Below are 21257 nucleotides of genomic sequence, written 5' to 3'. Positions count from 1 at the left end.
CCCCGGGAACGGCGCCGTTCCGGCCGGGGTCAGTGCTCCGGGAAGTCGCCGTCGACGTAGACCCAGGCGCCGTCGTGGCGGGTGAAGCGGCTGTGTTCGGTGAGGGCGCCGGGCTCGCCGTCGTGGACGTAGCGGGCGGTGAAGGTGACGGTGCCCCGCTGGTGGAAGGCGGTGCCGTCGGTGGTGCCGAGGATCTCCAGGCCCGTCCACCGCATGCCGGGGTCGAGGTCGAGGGTGCCGGGGCGGGTCTCCGGGGCCCAGGTGCCCAGCAGATAGGCCGCGTCGCCGATGACGAAGGCGCTGTAGCGGGAGCGCATCAGCAGTTCGGCGGTGGGCGCGGTGGCTCCCGTACCGGCGTGGAAGCGTCCGCAGCAGGCACCGTAGGCACCGCCGAGACCGCAGGGGCAGGGCGTGTCGGCGGTGACGGCCGGGGCGGGCGCGGGCGTACGGCGGCGGGGGGCGGTCTTGCGTCGGGACATGCGGTCATTCTCCCCCAGGAGCCGGGCGGTCCGGCGGGGCCGGCCGAGTAGCGTACGGCCCATGCGACTGACGATTCTCGGAGGCGGCGGTTTCCGGGTGCCGCTGGTGTACGGCGCGCTGCTCGGCGACCACGCCGAGGGGCGGATCACCCACGTCACCCTGCACGATCTCGACGGGGACCGGCTGACGGCCATCGCCCGGGTGCTCGCCGGGCAGGCCGAGGGGGTGCCGGACGCGCCCGTCGTCACGGCCACCACGGACCTCGACGAGGCTCTGCGCGGGGCGGACTTCGTCTTCTCCGCGATCCGGGTCGGCGGTCTGGAGGGCCGGGCCGCCGACGAGCGGGTGGCGCTGGCCGAGGGGGTGCTCGGGCAGGAGACGGTGGGCGCGGGCGGGATCGCGTACGGCCTGCGGACCGTGCCGGTCGCGGTCGCCGTCGCCCGGCGGATCGCCGCGCTCGCCCCGGACGCCTGGGTCATCAACTTCACCAACCCGGCGGGGCTGGTGACGGAGGCGATGTCCCGGGTCCTGGGCGACCGGGTCGTCGGCATCTGCGACTCCCCCGTGGGACTCGGCCGCCGGGTGGCGCGGGTCCTCGGCGCGGACCCGGACCGGGTGTGGATCGACTACGCGGGCCTCAACCACCTGGGCTGGCTGCGCGGGCTGCGGGTGGACGGGCGGGACGAGCTGCCGCGGCTCCTCGCGGACGACGCGCTGCTCGGCTCCTTCGAGGAGGGGCGGCTCTTCGGCACCGGGTGGCTGCGCTCGCTCGGCGCGGTGCCCAACGAGTACTTGCACTACTACTACTTCAACCGGGAGGCGGTCGCGTCCTACCGGGGCGCGGAGAAGACCCGGGGCGCCTACCTCCTGGACCAGCAGGCCGGGTTCTACGCGGAGGCCGGCCGGCCCGGGGCGCGGGCCCTGGACGCCTGGCACCGCGCGCTGGCCGACCGGGAGGCCACCTACATGGCGCACAACCGGGAGGCGGCCGGGGCCGGCGACCGGGCGGCGGAGGACCTGGAGTCGGGCGGCTACGAGAAGGTGGCGCTGGCGCTGATGCGGGCGATCGCGCGCGGCGAGCGGGCCACGCTGATCCTGAACGTGCGCAACGGCACGGCGCTGCCCGGCCTCGACGCGGACGCGGTGGTCGAGGTGCCGTGCCTGGTGGACGCGAACGGCGCCCGCCCGGTGGCGGCGGCCCCGCTCCCGTCCCACGCGATGGGCCTGGTGACGGCGGTGAAGGCGGTGGAGCGGGAGGTGCTCGCGGCGGCGGAGAGCGGGTCGCGGGCGACCGCCGTGAAGGCCTTCGCGCTGCACCCGCTGGTGGACTCGGTGGGCGTGGCCCGCCGGCTGCTCGACGGCTACACGGCGGTGCACCCGGGGCTCGCGTACCTGCGGGCGTGACGCGCGCGGGCCCGGGGACACTCCCCGGGCCCGTGCGGACGTGCGGTCAGGGCTTGCGGGCCACCGCGGCCCAGCCCGGGATCGGGTCGTCGCCCTGGACCGGCACCGGCTCGCCCAGCTCGGGGTGCCACTCGGCGGTGAGCGACACTCCGGGCTCGACGAACTCCAGGCCGTCGAAGAAGGCGGCGAGCTCGTCGCGGGAGCGGGGCCGCAGGGTCAGGCCGCGGGCCTTGTACATGCCGACGGCCTTCGCGGCGCCCTCGGGGTCGAAGTCCCCGGTGACGTGCGAGAGGACCAGGTAGGAGCCGGGGGCGAGCTGGTCGACGAGCTTGGCGACGATGTCCCGGGCGCCGTCCTCGTCCCCCAGGAAGTGGAGCAGGGCCAGCATCGACAGCGCGATCGGCTTGTCGAAGTCAAGGACCTTTCCGGCCCTTTCGAGGATCATCTCGGGGTCGCGGGCGTCCGCCTGGATGTACTCGGTGGCCCCCTCGGGGGTCGAGCGCAGCAGGGCGGCCGCGTGCGCGAGCACGATCGGGTCGTTGTCGCAGTAGACGATCCGGGACTCCGGCGCGGCCGCCTGCGCGATCTGGTGCAGGTTGGGCTCGGTCGGGATCCCGGTGCCGACGTCCAGGTACTGGCGCACGCCGTGGGCGCTGAGCCAGCGGATGGCGCGGTGCATGAAGGCGCGGTTGACCCGGGCCATGTCACGGCCGCGGGCGTCGACGGTGAGGAGCTGGCGGGCCATCTCCTCGTCGACGGGGTAGTTGTCCTTGCCGCCCAGGAACCAGTCGTACATCCGCGCGGGGTGCGGCTTGCTGGTGTCGATCCGAATCTCGCGGGATGCGGGGTCCTGGGTCATCGTCGGCTCTCCTGGTAGGGACGAACGGGTGGCGCTCCTACAAGAGTTACGTGACGGTAGGGGCGCGACGGAAGGGGTCAGGTGAGCAGAAAGTCAGCCTGGCCGGATTTGGCTCCCGCGATGAACGCGGCGATCTCCCCGTGGGTGTAGATCAGGGCGGGTCCTTCAGGGTCTGCGGACTGTCGCACGGCGACCCTGCCGTCGGCCAGCTTCATGGCCTCCACGCAGTTGCCCCCGTTCCCGCCGCTCCAGGGCTTGTGCCATCCCTCGGCACCGAGCTCCGCGGCGGGCATGCCGTTGTATATGCGATCCATTCACAGCTCCTTGCGGAGATCCCGGAGGACCTCCTTCGTGCGTTGTGCAGTCGCGGCCTGCGCCGCCATACGGTCCATGACCTCCAGGTGGGACGCCACCTCGGGACGCGCGTCGAGGTAGACGGCGCCGGTCAGGTACTCGCTGTAGACCATGTCCGGGAGTTCGGGCATGGCGAAGCGGAAGAGGACGAAGGGACCGTACGTGCCGGGGTGGTGGCCGGACGCGAACTCCGCGATCTGCAGGGTGACGTTCGGCAGCTCGGACGCTTCGAGCAGCCGGTCGAGCTGGTCGCGCATCACCTCGGGCCCGTCGCCGACCGGCCGGCGGAACACCGTCTCGTCCATGATCACCCAGAACTTGGGGGCGTCCTCCCTGGTCAGCAGGGACTGGCGCTCCATCCGCAGGGCTACATGCCGATCGATGTCCTCCTCGCGCGCGGCGTCGCCGCCGCCGCCGACCGCTCCGCTGCGCAGGATGGCGCGGGCGTACTCCTCGGTCTGGAGCAGACCGGGGACGAACTGGGGTTCGTAGGCCCGGATGAGGCTCGCGGCCCCCTCCAGGCTGACGTACATGGAGAACCAGCCGGGCAGCACGTCGTGGAACCGCTGCCACCAGCCGGGCAGGTTGGCCTCCTCGGCGAGCGCCACGAAGGCCTCCGCCTCGGGGCCGTCGATGCCGTACGCGCGCAGCAGCAGCTGGACGTACGGGATCTTCAGCGCGACCTCCGCGGTCTCCATGCGGCGGATGGTGGCCGGGGCGACGTGGAGGACCTTGGCGGCCTCCTCCCGCTTGAGGCCCGCGCGCTCGCGCAGGTCCTGCAGACGCCGACCGAGTACGACCTGTCCCACCGTGGGGGCGGACCGCGGCTCGCTCACTCTCAGACCTCCCCGACGCGCTGTGTTCGACGAGTGTGCCACGAAGCCCGGCCAGAGAGAACAAGGCACTCTGCATTTTTCAGAGTGCCACTTGCCAAGTGTCCGAGTCAGGAGGACAGTGTTCCGGTGAACCAGTACGGACTGCCGCCGGTGCCCCCCTCGGGCCCGGCGACAGCGACGTACGGCAGCCCTGCCCACTGTTGTGAGGAACCGGTCGTGGCTTCTGGTAACGCGCAGCCCTCAGGTCTCATGAGCCCCAGAGTCATGGCCCAGCGTCCCCAGGCCCACCACGATCCCGCCCACCGCTTCGCCTTCGAGCTGCCCGCCCTCACCGAGTCCGTGAGCCGCGCCCGCCACCTCACCGAGGAGCGGCTGCTGCTCTGGGGCCGCGGCGCCGAGATACGCGACACGGCCGCCCTGGTCGTCTCCGAGCTGGTCACCAACGCCGTGCTGCACACCGCCAGCAGCCGGATCGTCTGCGAACTCCGCCAGGGCGCCGACAGCATCCGCATCGCCATACGCGACGAGGGCGGCCCCGCCGGCCCCCGGATACGCGACTGCGGCGCGGACGAACGCGGCCGCGGACTCCTCATCGTCGACGCGCTCTGCGAGGCCTGGGGCGCCGAGCGCACCGGCCACGGCACGGCACAGATCGTCTGGGCGGAGCTGCCCCTCTCCCTGGGGGAGCGATGCTGAAGTCGATGGCCGGCCTGCTCGTCCCCCGCGCCCGCCGCTCCCCCGAGCACGGCCCCGGCCTCTCCCCCGCCGTCCCCGCCACCCGCCTCTCCGTGCCCACCGGCCTCAGCACCGGACTCGGCTGCGACGCCGTCGGCGTCCCCGCCCGCTTCGGCTTCAAGATCCTCTCCCGGCTCCCCGCCAAGGGCTGCGTGTACGCCGACACCGACTGGTGGTGGTGGCTGGTGCCGGCCGGCTCCGACCTCGACCTGGTCTGGCCGCTGCCCGCCTGCTACGCCCGGGGCGCCGAGATCCCCGACCGCGGACCGCGCCTGATCCACCACCCGGACGGCACCTCGCCCTACACCCCGCCGATCCCCCTCTACCTGCTGGCCTGCCAGCTCACCGGCATCGCCCCGGCCTGGCCGACCCCCCAGGTGCGCACCGCCCTGTGACGCCCCGGGCCGCCCGCTGCGTAGAGTCGGCACCATGTTCACCCCGCAGGGCCCGACCCTCCGCGAACTGACCGTCCAGGCCCTCTCCTCGGTCGAGCACGGCTACGACCTCCTGGCGCCCACGTTCGAGGCGACGCCCTTCCGCACCCCGGACCGGATCCTCGCGGCGGTGGCCCGCGCCCTGGAGGAGCTGGGCCCCTTCGACGCGGGCCTCGACGTCTGCTGCGGCACCGGCGCCGGCCTCCCGGTCCTCCGCTCGGTCTGCGCGGGCCGGGTCACGGGCGTCGACTTCAGTACGAACATGCTGGCCGAGGCGCGCCGCCGGCACCCCGACGCGACCCTGGTGCGCGCCGACGCCCGGGCCCTGCCCTTCACCGCCGCCTTCGACCTGGCGGTCAGCTTCGGCGCCTTCGGCCACTTCCTCCCGGACGAGCAGCGCACCCTCTTCGCCGGCGTCCACTCGGCCCTCCGCCCCGGCGGCACGCTCGCCTTCCCCCTCCCGGCCCCGCCCCGGGTCGGCTCCCGCGCCTACTGGGCCCTCTGGGCCTTCGACGCGGCGATGCGCGTCCGCAACGCGGTGTGGCGCCCGCCGTTCGTCATGTACTACCGCACCTTCCGCCTGGCGGACGTCCGCACCCGCCTGGAGGAGACGGGCTTCCACGTCACCCACCAGCCCCTGACCGCCTTCGGCACCCGCCCTGACGGCAGCCCGAACTGCCGGCTGGTGGTGGCCCGGAAGGGGTGACGGCGGGGCTCAGGGAAGCTCGCCGGCCCAGTGGACGGCGTCTCCTTCGAAGCCGACGGTCACCCCCACCTCCAGGGTGTTCCCCGCACCGGGCGGGAGGTCGAAGCCGTACGCGGCGACGGTCCTGCGGCCCGGCAGGAGGTCTCCCTCCAGGGGCATGACCACCTGCTCCGGGTCGAAGACGCCGGCGGCCTCCCGGCCGTCGCCGTCCCGGCCCTGCACGATCACCGTGACGAGCTTGAGCCGCTCGTCCGAGCCGTTGCGGACGGTCACGTCGACCTTCACGGCGATGTTCCCGTCCTTGTGCCCGGCCGAGGACTGGGCGGGGGTGAACCGCTCGGGCGGCGACACCGTCACCTCGACCCCGCTCGCGTAGCGGTGGGTCCGGCCGAACGGCAGCAGCCCCGCGCTCTCCGGCGGCGGCGGCGCGGTCGTCTTCCGCGCGGGGGCCGCCGGCGGTGAGGTCGAGGCCGCTCCGCCGTCCCCTCCCCCGCCGTCGCCCCCGAACGCGCCCGTGCCGACGAGGAGGCCGGCGACGCCGACGGCGAGGACCAGCACCCCGGTCAGGGCGAGCAGCCAGGTGCGGCGGCGGGGCGGCGTGGGGGTCGGCCCGCTCAGCGGGCCGGGCGGGGGGCCGGCGGGAGGGCCGCCGCCCGGGGCGGGCCGTCCGGGACCGGAACCGTTCGCGTCGCTCATGGCACGCCTCCGCTGTCCCCGAGGGGTTTTCCTCAGGGTAGGCGCGGCATGCGGAAAGCGCCGGTCGATGAGATCGACCGGCGCTTCCGTGTGGTGTCCGAGGGGGGACTTGAACCCCCACGCCCGATAAAGGGCACTAGCACCTCAAGCTAGCGCGTCTGCCATTCCGCCACCCGGACAGGGTGTGTGTCGTTCTCGCGGGTGTTCCCCGCGGCGACATGGATAACTCTACCAGGGGTTCGCGGGGGCTTTCACCGGCGTTTTCCGTGGTCAGTCGTGGGGTGGCCCAGAGGGGGGAGGTCCCGTGCGCCGGTGGACCCCGGGTCGTGACCGGACGCACGGGGACCGCCCATCCCCTGGAGGATGCCGCCGTGGCGGCCGGGAGCCGGGCGCCCCCCGACGCCCGCTCCGGGGACCACGATCGCTCCGAGGGGTTGGTCCAGGCCAGTCCGTGTCCGGAATACGTCAGGTCAGGCCCGGAGGTCGGTGAGGCGGGCGGAGACGACGACGTTGCCGGTGTAGCCGGTGGCGCGGGTGTAGGTGCCGCCGCAGGTGATCAGGCGGAGTTCGGGGGCGCGGGTGGAGGCGTAGACGCGGTCGGCGGGGAAGTCGTCCTTCGGGAGGAGTTCGACGGCGTGCACGGTGAAGACGGCCGTGCGGCCGTCGGCCCGGCGGACCTCCACGGTGCGGCCCCGGGTGAGGGCGCCGAGGGAGTGGAAGACGGCGGGGCCCGCGGGGGTGTCGACGTGGCCGGTGAGGACGGCGGTGCCGGGTTCGCCGGGGGTGACCGCGCCCGCGTACCAGCCGGCCCGGCCGGGGTGCTCGGCCGGCGGGGCCTCCAGCCAGCCGTCCGCGTCCAGGCCGACCCGGGCGAGGGGGGCGTCGACGCCGATCGCGGGGATCGCGACGGCGATGGGGGCCGAGGCGGGGAGGCCGGCGCGGGCCGGGGGCGGGGGCGCCGCCGGGGCCGGGGCGTCCGCCGCCGGGGGCCGGGGCGGGCCGGGGGCGGTGAGCTGCTCGGTACCGCCGCGGACGAGGTGGACGCCGGCGAGGAGGAGGATCGCGACGACGCCCCAGGCGCCGCGCCGGCCGTAAGCGCTGTCCACGGCCACGGGACTCCTCTCCTCGGATCCTCGGATGCGTGCTGGTCGCCCCTCCGTCCCGGACCTCGTCACACCGGGACGGAGGGGCGGTCTCAGGGGCGGCGCCGGGCGAGGACGAGGGCGGAGCCGGCCGCGGCGGCGATGAGGACGGCGCCGGCGGCCAGTTCCGCGGCGCCCAGCGCGTCGGAGCCGGTGGAGCCGCCGAAGCCCGCCTTCACGCCCTTGTGCGGGGGCGTCGGGTGCGCCGGGGTGACCGGCGCGGGCGGCGGGGTGGTGCCGTGGGTGACGGTCAGGGTGGTGGTGCCGCGCTCGCCCTTGCAGTCGAAGGCGATCTCGTACTCGGCGCCGGCCTTGGCGTCGAGGTCGACGGTCGCGCGGCCGGGGCGGCCCTCGGTGAGGGTCACCGTGTCGAAGACGCCGGAGGTGACCGTGACGGAGGGGACCTCGCAGCCGTCCGCGGTCAGGGTGACCGTGCCGCCGGGGGCGACGGTGCGGGGCGTGACGGAGAAGCCGAAGGAGGTGATGTCCGCGTCGGGGCGGGTGTCCGTGCCGCCGTCGTCGGCGGAGGCCGTGGGGGCGGCGGAGAGCGCCAGGGCCGCGGTGGCGATCAGGGCGGCGGAAGCGGTACGTATCGCGCGCATGCGGTCCTCCGGTTCGCGGCGGGGGCACGGGCACCCCCACCGCGATCGAAGCTAGGCGCGCCCCGGGGGCGCCGCCACCGGGCTCCCCCTCGCGCTCCGCCGAACGGGGTCGTTTCAGGGCAGTCGGACGACCTGGCCGGCGTAGGAGAGGTTGCCGCCGAAGCCGAAGAGGAGGACGGGCGCCCCGGAGGGCAGCTCGCCGCGCTCGACGAGCTTGGCGAGGGCGAGCGGCACGGAGGCGGCGGAGGTGTTCCCGGAGTCGACGACGTCCCGGGCGACGACCGCGTTGACGGCGCCGATCTTCGCGGCGAGGGGTTCGATGATCCGGAGGTTGGCCTGGTGGAGGACGACGCCGGCGAGGTCCTCGGGGACGATCCCGGAGCGGGTGCAGACCTCGCGGGCGAGGGCCGGGAGCTTCTGGGTGGCCCAGCGGTAGACGCTCTGGCCCTCCTGGGCGAAGACCGGCGGGGTGCCCTCGATGCGGACCGCGTTGCCCATCTCGGGGACGGAGCCCCACAGGACCGGGCCGATGGCCCCGGTGTCGGTCTCGGTCGCCTCCACGATCACGGCGCCCGCGCCGTCGCCGGTGAGGACGCAGGTGGTGCGGTCGTTCCAGTCGGTGACGCCGGTCATCTTGTCGGCGCCGATGACCAGGGCGCGGCGGGCGGCGCCGGCGCGGACCGCGTGGTCGGCGGTGGCCAGCGCGTGGGTGAAGCCGGCGCAGACCACGTTGAGGTCGAGCGTGGCGGGCGAGGCCATGCCGAGGCGGGCGGCGACCCGGGCGGCCGTGTTGGGCGAGCGGTCGATCGCGGTGGAGGTGGCGACGATGACGTAGTCGATGTCGCCGGGGGCGAGACCCGCGGCGGCGAGCGCCTTGCCCGCGGCGTGCGCGGCGAGCTCGTCGACCGGCTCCTCGGGCCCGGCGACGTGCCGCGTGCGGATGCCGACCCTGCTGAGGATCCACTCGTCGCTGGTGTCGACCAGCTCGGCCAGGTCGTGGTTGGTCAGTACCTTGGCGGGCTGGTAGTGCCCGAGCGCGGCGATGCGAGTGCCCGTCATCCCGGGACCCCCTCGATGGTTCGTTCAGCGGCAGGAACCACCCAGTCTTGCCAGCGACTGATGGGTAACAGGTGACGTAAACCACCAAGATTCCCCCGGATGGCTTGGCCGACCGTGACAAGGGGTCAGGCGGCACACCGGATCCGGCGGGTCGGGCGGGGGTGGCGCAGAATGGCACGGTCAGGGCCAGGAACACCGGAAGAATCGAAGGCGGCGGGGATGGGACGGGTCACCGAGCGACGGCGGGTCACACGGATCCGGGGCGGCGCGGTGAGCACGCGGCCGGACACCCTGGTGGCGGAGGAGCCGCTGGAGATCCGGCTGAACGGCAAGCCGCTGGCGATCACCATGCGGACGCCGGGCGACGACTTCGCGCTGGCGGCGGGCTTCCTGGTGAGCGAGGGCGTGCTGGCCTCGGCGGCGGACGTGCGGTCCATCGTGTACTGCGCCGGGGCGAAGGAGGACGGGACCAACACGTACAACGTGGTGGACGTGCAGCTCGCGCCCGGGGTCGCCGTCCCCGACATCACGCTGGAACGGAACGTCTACACGACCTCGTCGTGCGGCCTGTGCGGCAAGGCGAGCCTGGACGCGGTGCGGACGACGGCCCGCTTCCCGATCGCCGACACCCCGCCGGTACGGCTCTCCCCCGCGCTCCTGTCCGAGCTGCCGGACCGGCTGCGGGCGGCGCAGAAGGTCTTCGACACGACGGGCGGGCTGCACGCGGCGGCGCTCTTCACGGAGGACGGCGAGCTGCTCGACGTGCGGGAGGACGTGGGCCGGCACAACGCGGTCGACAAGCTGGTCGGGCGGGCGCTGCGGGAGGACCGGCTGCCGCTGGACCGGGCGGTGCTGCTGGTGTCGGGGCGGGCCTCGTTCGAGCTGGCGCAGAAGGCGGTGATGGCGGGGATCCCGGTGCTGGCGGCGGTGTCCGCGCCGTCGTCCCTGGCGGTCGACCTGGCGGCGGAGACGGGCCTGACGCTCGTCGGCTTCCTGCGCGGCCCGGACATGAACATCTACACGGGCGAGCACCGCGTCACGCTGTGACGGCGCCCTTCTCGGGCGCGACCGGCTCCGGATCCGGCTGCTGCTCCGGCTGCGGCTCCCCGGCCCGGCGCCTGGCCAGGGCGGCGCAGGTCATGAGCTGGAGCTGGTGGAAGAGCATCAGGGGGAGGACCGCGAGCGAGGCGTGCGCGCCGAAGAGGACGCTCGCCATGGGCAGGCCGGCGGCCAGGCTCTTCTTGGAGCCGGCGAACTGGATCGCGATCCGGTCGGCCCGGTCGAAGCCGAGGCGGCCCGCGCCGTACCAGGTCAGCGTCAGCATGACCGCCAGGAGGACGGCCTCCGCCGCGAGGAGGAGGGCGAGCCGTCCGGGGGTCACCAGGTGCCAGACGCCGGCGACCATGCCCTGGCTGAAGGCCGCGTAGACGACCAGCAGGATCGAGCCCCGGTCCACGTACCCCAGCGCCCGCTTGTGGCGGACCAGGACGCCGCCCAGGCGGGGCCGCAGGAGCTGGCCCAGGAGGAACGGGGCCAGGAGCTGGAGGGCGATCCTGAGGACGGAGTCGGCCGACGGGCCCCCCGTGCCGCCGCCGAGCAGCGCCGCGGCGAGCAGCGGGGTGAGCACGATCCCGGCGAGCGAGGAGAAGGAGCCCGCGCAGATCGCGGCGGGCACGTTGCCCCGCGCCATCGACGTGAAGGCGATCGAGGACTGGATCGTCGACGGCACCAGGCAGAGGAAGAGGAAGCCGGTGTACAGCCCGGGGGTGAGGACCGTGGGCACGAGGGCGCGCGCGGCGAGGCCGAGCAGCGGGAAGACGAGGAAGGTGCAGCCGAGGACCGTGAGGTGGAGCCGCCAGTGGCGGAGCCCGTCGAGGGTCTCGCGGGTGGAGAGCCGGGCGCCGTAGAGGAAGAAGAGGACCGCGACGACGGCCGTGGCGGCCGACTCGGCGACGGTGGCGCCCGCTCCGGACGCGGGCAGCAGGACGGCGAGGCCGACCGTGCCGAGCAGCGCGAGGAGGTAGCCGTCGACGGGCAGCCAGGAGGGCGGGAAGGAACGGCGGCGGGTCATGGCTCCACGGAGGTTCTCGGGGGGTGGTTCGGTGTCCATCCTGGTCCACGCGGGGGTCATCGGGAATCCCGTACAGCGCTCTGACTGTCATCACGGATCGCGATAGCCTCGTTTCGTGTACGAGCCCACCCAGTTGCGCACCTTCCTGGCCGTCGCGCAGACGCTCTCCTTCACCCGGGCCGCCCGCCGGCTCGGGGTGCGGCAGTCGACCGTCAGTCAGCACGTGCGACGCCTTGAGGAGGCGGTGGGGCGGCCGCTGTTCACGCGGGACACCCACAGCGTGGAGCTGACCGGGGACGGGGAGGCGATGCTCGGCTTCGCCCGGACGATCCTGCGGGCGCACGAGCAGGCGGCGGCCTTCTTCACGGGGACGCGGCTGCGCGGGCGGCTGCGGTTCGGGGCCTCGGAGGACTTCGTGGCGACCCGGCTGCCGGAGATCCTGGAGTCCTTCCGGCGCGCGCACCCCGAGGTGGACCTGGAGCTGACCGTGGAGCTGTCGGGGACGCTGGAGGCGCGGCTCGCGGCGGGCCGGCTCGATCTGGTCCTGGCGAAGCGGGGCACGGGGGCGGACGGCGACGGCGGGGTCCTGGTGTGGAGCGGCGTCCTGGTGTGGATCGGTGCGCCGGGGCTGCGGCTCGACCCGGAGCGGCCGGTGCCGCTGATCGTCTACCCGCCGCCGGGCATCACCCGCGCGCGGGCGCTGGCCGCCCTTGAGGCGGAGGGCCGGTCCTGGCGGATCGCGTGTACGAGTTCCAGCCTGAGCGCCAATGTCGCGGCGGCCCGCGCGGGGCTCGGCGTGATGGCCCACACGCGCGGTCTGGTGCCGCCCGGGCTCGTCCCCGTACCGCCCAGGTCGGGGCTGCCGGAACTGGGCGGGGTGGACTTCGTGCTCCGGCACGGACGGCGCGGCGGGGCGACGCAGGAGGCCGCGGACGCGCTGGCGGAGGCGATCCTGGAAGGCGGCGACGGACTGCGGCGGCCCGACGAGCGGCACCCGCCCGGGGTGTGACCGCCCGGGGTGCGTCCCCCCGGGGCGCGGCGGGGCGCGGCCGGTGGGGCTCCGTCGGATACCGGCCGGTCACGGGGGCGTGCGGGGGCGGTACAGATTCCGTGGAGACTTCGGGACGGCCGGACCTACCGGACGGTACGCAACGGGGGGCTTCCGCCGGTCACTTGCCTGCCCACCTGCCCTGACCTGTACGAACGGCGAATGTCGCGGCTTGGTGAAGGTCCTGCCGCGGGCCGTCCGGGTGGGGTACGGTCACGGCGCCGCAGCCGACGCAGCGGCCCCTTTCAGCCACCGAGCCGTCGAGGGAGGAGCAGGTCCGTGCGTGAGTTCACCGTGCCACCCGTCGAGGCGGCCCCGCTCGGCGGCGGGCTCGCGGACGCCGTCTTCACCCGCGCCGACACCACCCCCGACGCGGTCGCCTTCGGGCGCCGGACGCCGCACGGGGAGTGGGAGGACGTCAGCTGCGCCCGTTTCCGGGACGAGGTGCTGGCCCTCGCGAAGGGGCTCGTCGCGCACGGGGTGCGGTTCGGCGACCGGGTCGCGATCATGTCCCGTACCCGCTACGAGTGGACGCTCTTCGACTTCGCGCTGTGGACGCTCGGCGCCCAGCCCGTGCCGATCTACCCGACGTCCTCCGCCGAGCAGGTCCACTGGATGCTGTACGACGCCGAGGTCACCGCCTGTGTGGTCGAGCACGAGGACCACGCCATGACCATCGGGTCCGTGGTGGACCGGCTGCCGCGGCTCCAGCGGCTGTGGCAGCTCGACCCCGGCGAGGACGCCGGTCCCGGCGCGGTCGCCGAGCTGACCGCCGCCGGCGAGGCCATCGACGAGGACGTGGTGCAGCGGCACCGGCGGGCCGTGACCCCCGAGTCGGTGGCGACGGTCATCTACACCTCGGGCACCACGGGCCGCCCCAAGGGCTGCGTGCTCCACCACGGCCACTTCATGGTCGAGACCGACGCCCTGCTCGCCGGCTGGGAGCCCGTCTTCCGCTCGCGCCCCGGCGACCAGGCGTCCACCCTGCTCTTCCTGCCGCTCGCCCACGTCTTCGGACGGATGGTGGAGGTCGCGGCCGTCCGCGGCGGGGTGAAGCTGGGCCACCAGCCGTCGATGACCGCCTCGGCGCTCCTGCCCGACCTGGTGACCTTCCGGCCGAGCTTCGTCCTCGCCGTGCCGTACGTCTTCGAGAAGATCTTCCACGCGGCGCGCCGCCGGGCGGAGGCGGACGGCCGGGCCGGCGTCTTCGACAAGGCCGCGGACGTGGCCGTGAAGTACGCGGAGGCGCTGGAACAGAAGGCCTTCGGCCTCGGCCCCGGCCCGTCGGCGGCGCTGCGGATGCAGCACCAGTTCTTCGACAAGACGGTGTACGGCAGGGTCCGCGAGGCGCTCGGCGGGCGGATCCGGTACGCGATGTCGGGCGGTTCGGCGATGGACCGGCGGACCGGGCTCTTCTTCGCGGGCGCCGGCGTCACCGTCTTCGAGGGGTACGGCCTGACGGAGACGACGGCGGCGGCGACCGCGAACCCGCCCGGCCGGGTCCGGTACGGCACGGTGGGCCGGCCGGTGCCGGGCACGACCGTGCACATCGCGGAGGACGGCGAGGTGTGGATCCACGGCGGCCAGGTCTTCTCCGGCTACCTCGGCGACCCCGCCGCCACCTCGGCCGTCCTGAACGACGGCTGGCTCGCCACCGGCGACCTGGGCGCGCTGGACGGCGAGGGCTATCTGACGATCACCGGGCGGAAGAAGGAGATCCTGGTGACCTCCGGCGGCAAGAGCGTGGCGCCGTCCGGTCTGGAGGAGCGGGTGCGGGCGCACCCGCTGATCGCCCAGTGCCTGGTCGTCGGCAACGACCGCCCGTACATCGCGGCGCTCGTCACCCTGGACCAGGAGGCGGTGGACCACTGGCTGGCCATCCAGGGCCGGGCGCCGCTCTCCCCCGCCGAGCTGGTCCGCGATCCCGACCTGGAGACGGAGATCCGACGCGGGGTGGTGGCCGCCAACACGCTGGTGTCGCAGGCGGAGTCGATCCGTACCTTCCGCATCCTCGCCCAGCCCTTCAGCGAGGAGCACGGGCTGCTCACCCCGTCGCTGAAACTGAAGCGGAAGGCGATCGAGCGGGCGTACGCGGCGGAGGTCGAGGCGCTGTACGGCTGACGGAACCGCCGTACGGCCGTGGCGCGGCGACCGGAATGATGCGGGACGCGTGATCGTTGGGGTTCGAGGGGCGGTCGTTTCGCGCGCCCGCCCGCGTACGAGGCACGAGCACGACGACGTAAGGATCCCTCCCACGTGAGCACGGACAGCAAGGTCCCCCCGGTCACCCTCAACAACGGCGTGGCGATGCCGCAGCTCGGCTTCGGCGTCTGGCAGGTCCCGGACGACGAGGCGGAGAAGGCGGTGGCCACCGCGCTCGAAGCCGGCTACCGGTCCATCGACACGGCCGCGATCTACGAGAACGAGCGGGGCACCGGCAAGGCCCTCGCCGCCTCCGGGGTCCCCCGCGAGGAGCTCTTCGTCACCACGAAGCTGTGGAACGCCGACCAGGGGTACGACTCCGCCCTGCGGGCCTTCGACACCTCCCTGGAGCGGCTCGGCCTCGACCACGTCGACCTGTACCTGATCCACTGGCCGACGCCGGCGAAGGACGCGTACGTCGACAGCTACCGGGCCCTGGAGAAGATCCTCGTCGAGGGCCGCGCCAAGGCGATCGGCGTCTCCAACTTCCTCCCCGAGCACCTGGAGCGGCTGAAGGCCGAGACCGGTGTGGTGCCGGCGGTGAACCAGATCGAGCTGCACCCGCAGCTGGCGCAGGCCGAGTCCCGCGCCCTCCACGCGGAGCTGGGCATCGCGACGGAGGCGTGGTCGCCGCTGGGCTCGGGCCGCGGCCTGCTCGACGTGCCCGCGATCGTCGCCGTCGCCCGCAAGCACGGGCGGACCCCCGCGCAGGCGGTGCTCCGCTGGCACCTCCAGACGGGCAACGTGGTCATCCCGAAGTCGGTGACCCCGTCCCGGATCCGGGAGAACATCGACGTCTTCGACTTCGAGCTGGACGCGGAGGACATGGCCGCGATCGCCGCGCTCGACGAGGGCCGGCGCCTCGGCCCGAACCCGGCCGAGTTCAACGCGGGCGCCTGACGCCATGGCCGAGGGGAGGGTCGACGGGGGCACCGCCCCCGTCGAGGACGGGCTGTACCGGCTGCGGAACGTGGGCAGCGGCCTGGTCCTGGAGGTGTACGCGGGTTCCCGGCGCGGCGGCGCCAAGGTGCAGCAGGGCGCCGGGACGGACGCGCCGGGGCAGCGCTGGCAGGTGTCCGCGGTGCCGAACGGCGGCGGGCTCTACCACCTGGTCAACGCGGCCAGCGGGAAACGGCTCGACGTCGTGAACGCCTCCACGGAGCCGGGCGCGCTGATCCAGCAGTGGCGGGCGAACAACTTCGGCGCCCAGGAGTGGATCATCGAGCAGGACGTCGAGTCGCCCGGGACGGTGACGCTGGTGAGCTTCATCAGCGGGCTGCTGCTCGAAGTGGCGGACGGCTCGACCGCCGAGGGCGCCGACATACGCCAGGGCGAGGACACCGACTCGCCGTTCCAGTGGTGGCGGCTGGAGCCGGTGTCCTCCTGAGTGCCCCGGGTGCGCCCTGGGCGGTCAGCCCTTGCGGGCGGTGTGGACCGTGTGCGCCGCCAGGTGGAACAGGTCCGTGCGGTGGTGCAGGGACTGCTCGTCGGCCGGGTCGAGGAGCCGGTCGAGGGTCGCCCGGTCCTCGGCCCCCAGGTGCTCGCCGAAGCCCTCGCGGAGCCGCCCGAAGTGGCTGACGGCGAGCTCGCGCACGACCTGCGGGACGGGCGCGGGCACGTCCACCAGGAAGGTGCGGGTGCCGGCCGGGGTGAGGCCCGCGGAGACGAAGAGGGCGCGCCAGTCGTCGGGTTCGCGCGTCGAGCCGGGCAGCTCGGCGCGCATCCGGGCGAACCAGTCGGCGTGCTCGGCGTCGAAGCGGGCCTCCAGGCCGGGGCGGCCGATGCCGATGTCGCGGGGCAGGTGGCGGGGGGTGAGCCCGCCCTCGACGAGGGCGATCAGGCCGCCCGGGCGGAGCAGCTTCGCGAAGTCGGCGACGGCGGCGCGCTGGTCGCCGATGTGGTGCAGGGAGTTGCCGGCCCACAGCAGGTCGGCCTCGCCCAGGCTGCCGGTCTCCTCCGGGAGCTCGGCCCGCAGGGTGCCGACACGCGCGCCGAGGCCCTGGGCCTCGGCCCGGGCCCGGGCCCGCTCCAGGAGCTCCGGGGTGCCGTCGACGGCGACGGCCTCCGCGTAGGGGAAGGCCTCCGCGAGCACGGCGGTGATGACGCCGGGGCCGCTGCCGACGTCGAGGAGCCGGCGGACGCCGCTCGCGGGGACGAGGGTGCCGAGCCAGGCGGCGGCCTCCCGGTAGGCGCCGCCGGCCACCTCGGCCTGCGCCTCCAGGAGCGGCGCGAGCCGACCCCAGTCGAGCTCGGTGTCGTGCCCGTGGGAGTGCGCGTGCGCCTGGCCGTGGGAGTGGTCGTGGTCGTGGTCGCCGTGCGGCGGGTGGGATGCGCGATGCCGGTTCATGGCACCAGCGTGCGCCGGGACCCCCGGAAGCGCGAGAAAAGTTGCCGGTACGGCAAACGTGTCGGGCCCCGCGGAAAAGGGGCGGCGGCAGGATGCGGGCGGCTGTTAGCCTCGACGCATGGGCGCTTTCCAGCACTACTTCTTCCTCTGATTCCGGGTACCGGCCCGGCCGCCGTCGCGGCCGTGGGCCGGTTTCGTGCGCCCTGATTCCACGAACCCACCAGAGGAACACCCATGCGCGAGCGCGCTCAGCTCACCCTCCGTCACGTCGGCGTCGCCTTCGGCGACCGTCGCGTCCTCGACCAGGTCTCGTTCACCGTCCGCCCCGGCGAGAAGGCGGTCGTCGTCGGCGAGAACGGCTCCGGCAAGTCCACCCTGCTCCGACTGCTCGACGGCGGTCTGACCCCCGACGAGGGCGAGGTCCTCGTCCGCTTCCCCGGGTCCGCCGCCCGGCTCGCCCAGACCCTCCCCGAGACGTACCCCGTCGGCCCCGACGACACCGTCCAGGACGTCGTCGACCTCGCCCTGCGCGAACTGCGCGCGATGGAGGCGGAGTTGCGGGCCGCCGAGGACCGGCTCGGAGAGGCGGGCGCGGAGGAGCTCACCGCCTACGGGGAACTCCTCGAACGCTTCGAGGAGCGCGGCGGATACCGCGCCGACGCCGAGGTCGCCGCCTCCCTCCAGGCCCTCGGCCTCGGCCACATCACCGCCGACCGGCGGCTCGCCGGGCTGTCCGGCGGCGAGCAGGCCCGGCTGGCGCTGGCCTGTGTGCTCTCCTCCGGCGCCGAGCTGCTGCTGCTCGACGAGCCGACGAACCACCTCGACCGCGACGCCGTCGACTGGCTGCGCGGGCGGCTCGCCGCGCACCGGGGCACCGCGCTGGTCGTCACCCACGACCGGTCCTTCCTCGCCGGTTTCGCCACCACCGTCCTGGAGGTCGACCGGGACCGGCGGACCGTGCTGCGGTACGGGGACGGCTGGGCCGGCTACCGGGCCGCGAAGGCGGCCGAGCGCCGCCGCCTGGCGCAGGAGCACGAGGAGTGGCGGGAGGAGGTGGCCCGCACGGAGGAGCTGGTCGCGGCGGCCGGGCAACGGCTCGCGGTGACCGGGAAGGATCCGCGCCAGGGCTTCGGCAAGCACCGCCGCTCCAGCGAGAACAAGCTCTCCGGGCAGGTCCGGACGGCCCGCCGCCGCCTCGACGAGCTGCTGCGGGAGCCGGTGGCCGCGCCGCCCGAACCGCTGCGGTTCGGCGGCCGGTTCACCGGGGACGGGGTGCTCGCCGACGTGCTGGTGGAGTGCGACGGGGTCCGCGTCGGCGAGCGGCTCGCCGTGGACGGGGTGCGGATCGGGGCCGGTGAGCGGGTGCTCGTCTCCGGCCCCAACGGGGCAGGGAAGACCACCCTGTTGCGGCTGCTCGCCGGTGAACTCGCCCCGGAGGAAGGAGTGGTGCGCCGCACCGGCCGGGTCGGGTACCTCGCCCAGGAGCTGCCGCACTCCCCCACCCGCCGGACCGCCCTCGCGGTCTGGGCGGACGGCAGGCCCGGACCGCCCGAGGAGCACGCGGCGGAGCTGCTCGCCCTCGGGCTGCTGCGCGAGGAGGACCTCGCCGTCCCCGTGGCCGCCCTCTCCGCGGGCCAGCGCCGGCGCCTCGAACTGGCCCTGCTGGTCTCCCGCCCCGCGGACCTGCTGGTCCTGGACGAGCCCACGAACCATCTGGCGCCCGCGCTGGTGGAGGAGCTGGAGGAGGCGGTGGCCGCCTTCCCCGGCACGGTCGTCGCGGTCTCGCACGACCGCGCGTTCCGCGCGCGCTTCGGCGGCCGTTGCCTTGAGCTGGCCGGAGGCCGGGTCGCCGGCTAGGTGACGGGCCTGGCGTAGGCCGTCAGGCGGTACTCCGGGGCCGGGCGGGGGCGGGCCTGGTCCGGGAGGGCCGCCAGGGCGGTCGCCAGGGAGTCCGTCACGGTCCGGTCGCCGCGGAACCAGGAGGCGTAGGAGCCGGCGCGGAGCTTGCGGGCGGTGTCCTCCGGGGTGGCGCCCTGGCCGTGGCCGGTGAAGGCGGTCCCGCCCGCGGGGGCGAGCCCGTGCGCGGCGGCGAGGGCCTCGACGCGGTCGGCGCGGTCGTGGGCGGCGCCGGGCGCGCGGTGCGGGCGCAGCAGGGCGTCGATGTCGCTGCCGACGTCGTGGGCGGCGTCCTTGTCGACGGTGACGGCGAGGACGCCGCCGGGGCGGAGCACCCGCGCGGCCTCGGCGACGACCTCCTCGGTGAACGGCACCAGGTGGAGCAGCCACACCGCGCTGACCGCGTCGAGGCTCGCGTCGGGGAACGGCAGTCGGCGGGCGTCGGCGCGCAGGACCCGGCCGGGGAGGCGCCGCCCGGCGGCCAGGAGCATGGCGTGGGCGGCGTCGGCGCCGAGGACCCGGAGGCCGGGCCGGGCGATCCGTCCGGTGACGAGCCCGGTGCCGCAGGCGAGGTCGAGGAGGGTGCGGGCGCCGGGCGGCACCAGGCGCAGCACGGCCGCGGCCGCCGCCTCCGCCCGGGGCACGCCGCCGCGGGTCTCGTCGTAGTGGGCCGCCTCGGTCTCGTAGTCGAGCAGGGTGTCCGCCATGACGGACAGCCTAGGGAGCGGATCGTGCGTCAGTGGGCGCCGTGGCCGGGGGCGATGGCCTCGACGCGCTCGGCCAGCGCGAAGTCCTTCTCCGTGAGGGCCCCGCCGGCCGAGTGGGTGTGGACGGCGAGGGCGACCGTGTCGTAGCCGAGCGTCAGGTCCGAGTGGTGGTTCAGCTCCTGCTGGATCTGCGCGACGTGGACGACGAGGGCGGTGGCCGCGAAGTGGTCGGGGAGACGGTAGGAGCGGACCAGGCGGGCGTCCTCGACGGACCAGCCGGGGAGTTCCCGCAGACGGTCCTCGATCTCCTTCTGCGACAGCGGCTGCGTGGACACAGGGGTGCTCCCTCCGGTCGGTGGTGCGCGGGGCGTGGTCGGTGGTGCGGACGCTCCCCGGGGTACGTACCCGGGTCACCCCTCTGGGATACCGTCTGCGCATGACGACTGTGGTGAGCGACACGGGGGTCGGGCCGCTGCTGCGCGGCTGGCGCGAGCGGCGGCGGCTCAGCCAGCTGGAGCTGGCGCTGCGCGCGGACTCCTCGGCCCGGCACATCTCCTTCGTCGAGACGGGCCGGTCGCGGCCGAGCGAGGAGATGATCCTGCGGCTCGCGGAGCACCTGGACGTGCCGGTGCGGGACCGCAACGCCCTCCTCCTCGCGGCGGGTTACGCGCCACGGTACGCGGAGTCGACGCTGGACGCGCCGGAGCTGGAGACGCTGCGGGAGGGCATCGCGCGGCTGCTCCAGGGGTACGAGCCGTATCCGGCGCTCGTGGTGGACGGCGCGTACACGGTGGTGGCGGCGAACCGGGCGATCGGGCTGATGCTCGGCGGGCTGCCGGAGCACCTGCTGACGCCTCCGCTGAACGTCATGCGGATCACCCTGCACCCGGAGGGCCTGGCGCCCCGGATCCAGAACCTGCGGGAGTGGCGGGCGCATCTGCTGGCCCAGATGGAGCGTCAGATCGCCTTCGCCCGCTCGGACGCGCTGCGCGCGGTGTACGAGGAGGTGAAGGCGTATCCGCTGCCCGAACCGCGCCCGGACGACGTGCCGGACCCGGAGCCGTACCCGTACTTCGCGCTGCCGCTGCGGATCGAGCACGACGGACGGGTGCTGTCCTTCGTGTCGTCGATCTCGACCTTCAACACGCCGATGGACGTGACCGTCGCCGAGCTGGCCATCGAGACGCTGCTCCCGGCGGACCCGGCGACGGTGGAGTACCTGAAATCCCTGGAGTTCTGACGGTCCTTCAGTCGGTGGAGGCCCGCAGCGCGGCCCACTGGAGGAGGGCGAAGCCGGCGACGGTGCCGGCCTGCATCGGCGTCCAGACGAGTCCGGCGGTGGTGGGCTCCAGCCAGGCGACGAGGGCGACCACGCTGAGGGCGGCCCACAGCAGGTTCGCGTCGACGACCAGCTTCACGGCGGTCGCCGGGGGCTGCGGGCGGCTCGCGAGCCAGGCGACGCCGGCGGCGTACGCGGTGAGGAAGAGGCCGAGTCCGAGGAGCAGCCCGGCGTCCACGCCGAGGAGTTCGCCGAGCGGACCGGAGGCGAGGGCGTAGGCGAGTCCGTTGGCCCCGGTGACGACGGCGTCGAGGGCGAGGAAGCGGCGGAGCGCGGTGGCCGGCCGGGTGGTGCGGGCGAGACCGGTGAGCAGGGTCTGGGACATGGCGGATCACCCTCC

General features: G+C 74.5%; 24 protein-coding genes and 1 tRNA gene. 11 read left to right on the top strand and 14 right to left on the bottom strand.

Going from position 1 to position 21257, the window contains the following annotated elements; genetic code table 11:
* Nucleotides 1-29 precede the first annotated feature (29 nt).
* Nucleotides 30-479 (bottom strand): YchJ family metal-binding protein, encoded by a 450-nt coding sequence (locus AB0E19_RS20470; RefSeq protein ID WP_362181825.1) that lies wholly within the window; start codon nucleotides 477-479, stop codon nucleotides 30-32.
* A 61-nt stretch (nucleotides 480-540) separates the two neighbouring features.
* Here AB0E19_RS20470 and AB0E19_RS20465 point away from each other — a divergent pair, with 61 nt between their 5' ends.
* Nucleotides 541-1884 (top strand): 6-phospho-beta-glucosidase, encoded by a 1344-nt coding sequence (locus AB0E19_RS20465; RefSeq protein ID WP_362181822.1) that lies wholly within the window; start codon nucleotides 541-543, stop codon nucleotides 1882-1884.
* Nucleotides 1885-1930: 46 nt separating this feature from the next.
* On the opposite strand, the gene AB0E19_RS20460 is transcribed toward AB0E19_RS20465, so the two are convergent.
* The 3 genes from AB0E19_RS20460 to AB0E19_RS20450 all read right to left on the bottom strand — a co-directional run bounded on the left by AB0E19_RS20460 (nucleotide 1931) and on the right by AB0E19_RS20450 (nucleotide 3933).
* Nucleotides 1931-2743 (bottom strand): SAM-dependent methyltransferase, encoded by an 813-nt coding sequence (locus AB0E19_RS20460; protein ID WP_362181819.1) that lies wholly within the window; start codon nucleotides 2741-2743, stop codon nucleotides 1931-1933.
* A 77-nt stretch (nucleotides 2744-2820) separates the two neighbouring features.
* The gene (locus AB0E19_RS20455; RefSeq protein ID WP_030495614.1) at nucleotides 2821-3057 is read right to left on the bottom strand and encodes a DUF397 domain-containing protein; all 237 of its coding nucleotides are present in this window, start codon (nucleotides 3055-3057) and stop codon (nucleotides 2821-2823) included.
* The gene (locus tag AB0E19_RS20450) at nucleotides 3058-3933 is read right to left on the bottom strand and encodes a helix-turn-helix transcriptional regulator (protein WP_362181814.1); all 876 of its coding nucleotides are present in this window, start codon (nucleotides 3931-3933) and stop codon (nucleotides 3058-3060) included.
* Nucleotides 3934-4197: 264 nt separating this feature from the next.
* Between AB0E19_RS20450 and AB0E19_RS20445 the strand changes: the two genes are divergently transcribed.
* The 3 genes from AB0E19_RS20445 to AB0E19_RS20435 are packed head-to-tail and all read left to right on the top strand — an operon-like array spanning nucleotide 4198 to nucleotide 5808.
* Nucleotides 4198-4629 (top strand): ATP-binding protein, encoded by a 432-nt coding sequence (locus AB0E19_RS20445; protein ID WP_362181811.1) that lies wholly within the window; start codon nucleotides 4198-4200, stop codon nucleotides 4627-4629.
* Nucleotides 4623-5063: a hypothetical protein gene (locus tag AB0E19_RS20440; RefSeq protein ID WP_362181808.1), complete on the top strand. Its 441-nt coding sequence runs from the start codon at nucleotides 4623-4625 to the stop codon at nucleotides 5061-5063. Before AB0E19_RS20445 ends, AB0E19_RS20440 begins: the two co-directional genes overlap by 7 nt.
* A 34-nt stretch (nucleotides 5064-5097) precedes the next feature.
* Entirely contained in the window at nucleotides 5098-5808 is a 711-nt protein-coding gene (locus AB0E19_RS20435) for a class I SAM-dependent methyltransferase (protein ID WP_362181805.1), read from the top strand.
* Nucleotides 5809-5817: 9 nt separating this feature from the next.
* Here AB0E19_RS20435 and AB0E19_RS20430 read toward each other — a convergent pair whose 3' ends face one another.
* From AB0E19_RS20430 to AB0E19_RS20410, 5 genes are all read right to left on the bottom strand, one after another.
* A complete protein-coding gene (locus AB0E19_RS20430; RefSeq protein WP_362181803.1) occupies nucleotides 5818-6504 on the bottom strand; it encodes a DUF4352 domain-containing protein in 687 nt (228 codons plus the stop codon).
* A 91-nt stretch (nucleotides 6505-6595) separates the two neighbouring features.
* A tRNA-Leu gene (locus AB0E19_RS20425) sits at nucleotides 6596-6683 on the bottom strand.
* Nucleotides 6684-6974: 291 nt separating this feature from the next.
* Nucleotides 6975-7610: a class F sortase gene (locus AB0E19_RS20420; RefSeq protein ID WP_362181800.1), complete on the bottom strand. Its 636-nt coding sequence runs from the start codon at nucleotides 7608-7610 to the stop codon at nucleotides 6975-6977.
* Nucleotides 7611-7699: 89 nt separating this feature from the next.
* Nucleotides 7700-8248 (bottom strand): hypothetical protein, encoded by a 549-nt coding sequence (locus AB0E19_RS20415; protein ID WP_362181796.1) that lies wholly within the window; start codon nucleotides 8246-8248, stop codon nucleotides 7700-7702.
* Between the two features lie 114 nt (nucleotides 8249-8362).
* Entirely contained in the window at nucleotides 8363-9307 is a 945-nt protein-coding gene (locus AB0E19_RS20410) for a beta-ketoacyl-ACP synthase III (RefSeq protein ID WP_362181793.1), read from the bottom strand.
* A 219-nt stretch (nucleotides 9308-9526) separates the two neighbouring features.
* On the opposite strand from AB0E19_RS20410, the gene fdhD reads away from it, so the two are divergent.
* Nucleotides 9527-10354 carry a formate dehydrogenase accessory sulfurtransferase FdhD gene (fdhD, locus tag AB0E19_RS20405; RefSeq protein ID WP_362181790.1) on the top strand — a complete coding sequence of 276 codons (828 nt, stop codon included), beginning with the start codon at nucleotides 9527-9529 and terminating at the stop codon, nucleotides 10352-10354.
* Here the strand turns inward: fdhD and AB0E19_RS20400 are convergent.
* The gene (locus tag AB0E19_RS20400; RefSeq protein WP_362181786.1) at nucleotides 10344-11378 is read right to left on the bottom strand and encodes a bile acid:sodium symporter family protein; all 1035 of its coding nucleotides are present in this window, start codon (nucleotides 11376-11378) and stop codon (nucleotides 10344-10346) included. The genes fdhD and AB0E19_RS20400 overlap by 11 nt on opposite strands.
* A gap of 115 nt (nucleotides 11379-11493) precedes the next feature.
* Between AB0E19_RS20400 and AB0E19_RS20395 the strand changes: the two genes are divergently transcribed.
* The 4 genes from AB0E19_RS20395 (at nucleotide 11494) to AB0E19_RS20380 (ending at nucleotide 16015) form a co-directional block, all read left to right on the top strand.
* A complete protein-coding gene (locus AB0E19_RS20395) occupies nucleotides 11494-12387 on the top strand; it encodes a LysR substrate-binding domain-containing protein (RefSeq protein WP_362181783.1) in 894 nt (297 codons plus the stop codon).
* Nucleotides 12388-12705: 318 nt separating this feature from the next.
* On the top strand, nucleotides 12706-14547 hold the full coding sequence (locus AB0E19_RS20390; RefSeq protein ID WP_362181780.1) for a long-chain fatty acid--CoA ligase: 1842 nt from the start codon (nucleotides 12706-12708) through the stop codon (nucleotides 14545-14547).
* Nucleotides 14548-14733: 186 nt separating this feature from the next.
* A complete protein-coding gene (locus AB0E19_RS20385; RefSeq protein WP_362181875.1) occupies nucleotides 14734-15528 on the top strand; it encodes an aldo/keto reductase in 795 nt (264 codons plus the stop codon).
* Between the two features lie 4 nt (nucleotides 15529-15532).
* Nucleotides 15533-16015: an RICIN domain-containing protein gene (locus AB0E19_RS20380; protein WP_362181777.1), complete on the top strand. Its 483-nt coding sequence runs from the start codon at nucleotides 15533-15535 to the stop codon at nucleotides 16013-16015.
* A gap of 24 nt (nucleotides 16016-16039) precedes the next feature.
* On the opposite strand, the gene AB0E19_RS20375 is transcribed toward AB0E19_RS20380, so the two are convergent.
* Nucleotides 16040-16975, bottom strand: coding sequence for a class I SAM-dependent methyltransferase (locus AB0E19_RS20375; RefSeq protein WP_362181774.1), 936 nt, complete (start codon nucleotides 16973-16975; stop codon nucleotides 16040-16042).
* Between the two features lie 234 nt (nucleotides 16976-17209).
* On the opposite strand from AB0E19_RS20375, the gene AB0E19_RS20370 reads away from it, so the two are divergent.
* Entirely contained in the window at nucleotides 17210-18832 is a 1623-nt protein-coding gene (locus AB0E19_RS20370; protein ID WP_362181771.1) for an ABC-F family ATP-binding cassette domain-containing protein, read from the top strand.
* Here the strand turns inward: AB0E19_RS20370 and AB0E19_RS20365 are convergent.
* Together AB0E19_RS20365 and AB0E19_RS20360 are read right to left on the bottom strand one after the other, a co-directional pair.
* The gene (locus AB0E19_RS20365) at nucleotides 18829-19566 is read right to left on the bottom strand and encodes a class I SAM-dependent methyltransferase (RefSeq protein ID WP_362181872.1); all 738 of its coding nucleotides are present in this window, start codon (nucleotides 19564-19566) and stop codon (nucleotides 18829-18831) included. The two genes, AB0E19_RS20370 and AB0E19_RS20365, sit on opposite strands and share 4 nt — an antisense overlap.
* A 41-nt stretch (nucleotides 19567-19607) precedes the next feature.
* Complete coding sequence (locus AB0E19_RS20360; protein ID WP_362181767.1) at nucleotides 19608-19913, bottom strand: 4a-hydroxytetrahydrobiopterin dehydratase; 306 nt, start codon at nucleotides 19911-19913, stop codon at nucleotides 19608-19610.
* 101 nt (nucleotides 19914-20014) lie between these two features.
* Here AB0E19_RS20360 and AB0E19_RS20355 point away from each other — a divergent pair, with 101 nt between their 5' ends.
* Nucleotides 20015-20818, top strand: coding sequence for a helix-turn-helix transcriptional regulator (locus AB0E19_RS20355; protein ID WP_362181764.1), 804 nt, complete (start codon nucleotides 20015-20017; stop codon nucleotides 20816-20818).
* A 7-nt stretch (nucleotides 20819-20825) separates the two neighbouring features.
* Here AB0E19_RS20355 and AB0E19_RS20350 read toward each other — a convergent pair whose 3' ends face one another.
* Entirely contained in the window at nucleotides 20826-21242 is a 417-nt protein-coding gene (locus tag AB0E19_RS20350) for a hypothetical protein (RefSeq protein ID WP_362181761.1), read from the bottom strand.
* Nucleotides 21243-21257 lie beyond the last annotated feature (15 nt).

Origin of the sequence: Streptomyces sp. NPDC047974 (assembly GCF_040653375.1) — a bacterium.
In the GTDB taxonomy this organism is placed as follows: domain Bacteria; phylum Actinomycetota; class Actinomycetes; order Streptomycetales; family Streptomycetaceae; genus Streptomyces.
The sequence above is the reverse complement of the archived record's forward strand: the minus strand, read 5'-3'. Positions and strand labels throughout refer to the sequence as shown.

Bases quoted from the DNA above. Each gene is read 5' to 3' on its own strand.
- AB0E19_RS20470 (WP_362181825.1), bottom strand. From the start codon at position 479: ATGTCCCGACGCAAGACCGCCCCCCGCCGCCGTACGCCCGCGCCCGCC.
- AB0E19_RS20465 (WP_362181822.1), top strand. From the start codon at position 541: ATGCGACTGACGATTCTCGGAGGCGGCGGTTTCCGGGTGCCGCTGGTG.
- AB0E19_RS20460 (WP_362181819.1), bottom strand. From the start codon at position 2,743: ATGACCCAGGACCCCGCATCCCGCGAGATTCGGATCGACACCAGCAAG.
- AB0E19_RS20455 (WP_030495614.1), bottom strand. From the start codon at position 3,057: ATGGATCGCATATACAACGGCATGCCCGCCGCGGAGCTCGGTGCCGAG.
- AB0E19_RS20445 (WP_362181811.1), top strand. From the start codon at position 4,198: ATGGCCCAGCGTCCCCAGGCCCACCACGATCCCGCCCACCGCTTCGCC.
- AB0E19_RS20440 (WP_362181808.1), top strand. From the start codon at position 4,623: ATGCTGAAGTCGATGGCCGGCCTGCTCGTCCCCCGCGCCCGCCGCTCC.
- AB0E19_RS20435 (WP_362181805.1), top strand. From the start codon at position 5,098: ATGTTCACCCCGCAGGGCCCGACCCTCCGCGAACTGACCGTCCAGGCC.
- AB0E19_RS20430 (WP_362181803.1), bottom strand. From the start codon at position 6,504: ATGAGCGACGCGAACGGTTCCGGTCCCGGACGGCCCGCCCCGGGCGGC.
- AB0E19_RS20415 (WP_362181796.1), bottom strand. From the start codon at position 8,248: ATGCGCGCGATACGTACCGCTTCCGCCGCCCTGATCGCCACCGCGGCC.
- AB0E19_RS20410 (WP_362181793.1), bottom strand. From the start codon at position 9,307: ATGACGGGCACTCGCATCGCCGCGCTCGGGCACTACCAGCCCGCCAAG.
- fdhD (WP_362181790.1), top strand. From the start codon at position 9,527: ATGGGACGGGTCACCGAGCGACGGCGGGTCACACGGATCCGGGGCGGC.
- AB0E19_RS20400 (WP_362181786.1), bottom strand. From the start codon at position 11,378: ATGACCCGCCGCCGTTCCTTCCCGCCCTCCTGGCTGCCCGTCGACGGC.
- AB0E19_RS20385 (WP_362181875.1), top strand. From the start codon at position 14,734: ATGCCGCAGCTCGGCTTCGGCGTCTGGCAGGTCCCGGACGACGAGGCG.
- AB0E19_RS20380 (WP_362181777.1), top strand. From the start codon at position 15,533: ATGGCCGAGGGGAGGGTCGACGGGGGCACCGCCCCCGTCGAGGACGGG.
- AB0E19_RS20375 (WP_362181774.1), bottom strand. From the start codon at position 16,975: ATGAACCGGCATCGCGCATCCCACCCGCCGCACGGCGACCACGACCAC.
- AB0E19_RS20370 (WP_362181771.1), top strand. From the start codon at position 17,210: ATGCGCGAGCGCGCTCAGCTCACCCTCCGTCACGTCGGCGTCGCCTTC.
- AB0E19_RS20355 (WP_362181764.1), top strand. From the start codon at position 20,015: ATGACGACTGTGGTGAGCGACACGGGGGTCGGGCCGCTGCTGCGCGGC.
- AB0E19_RS20350 (WP_362181761.1), bottom strand. From the start codon at position 21,242: ATGTCCCAGACCCTGCTCACCGGTCTCGCCCGCACCACCCGGCCGGCC.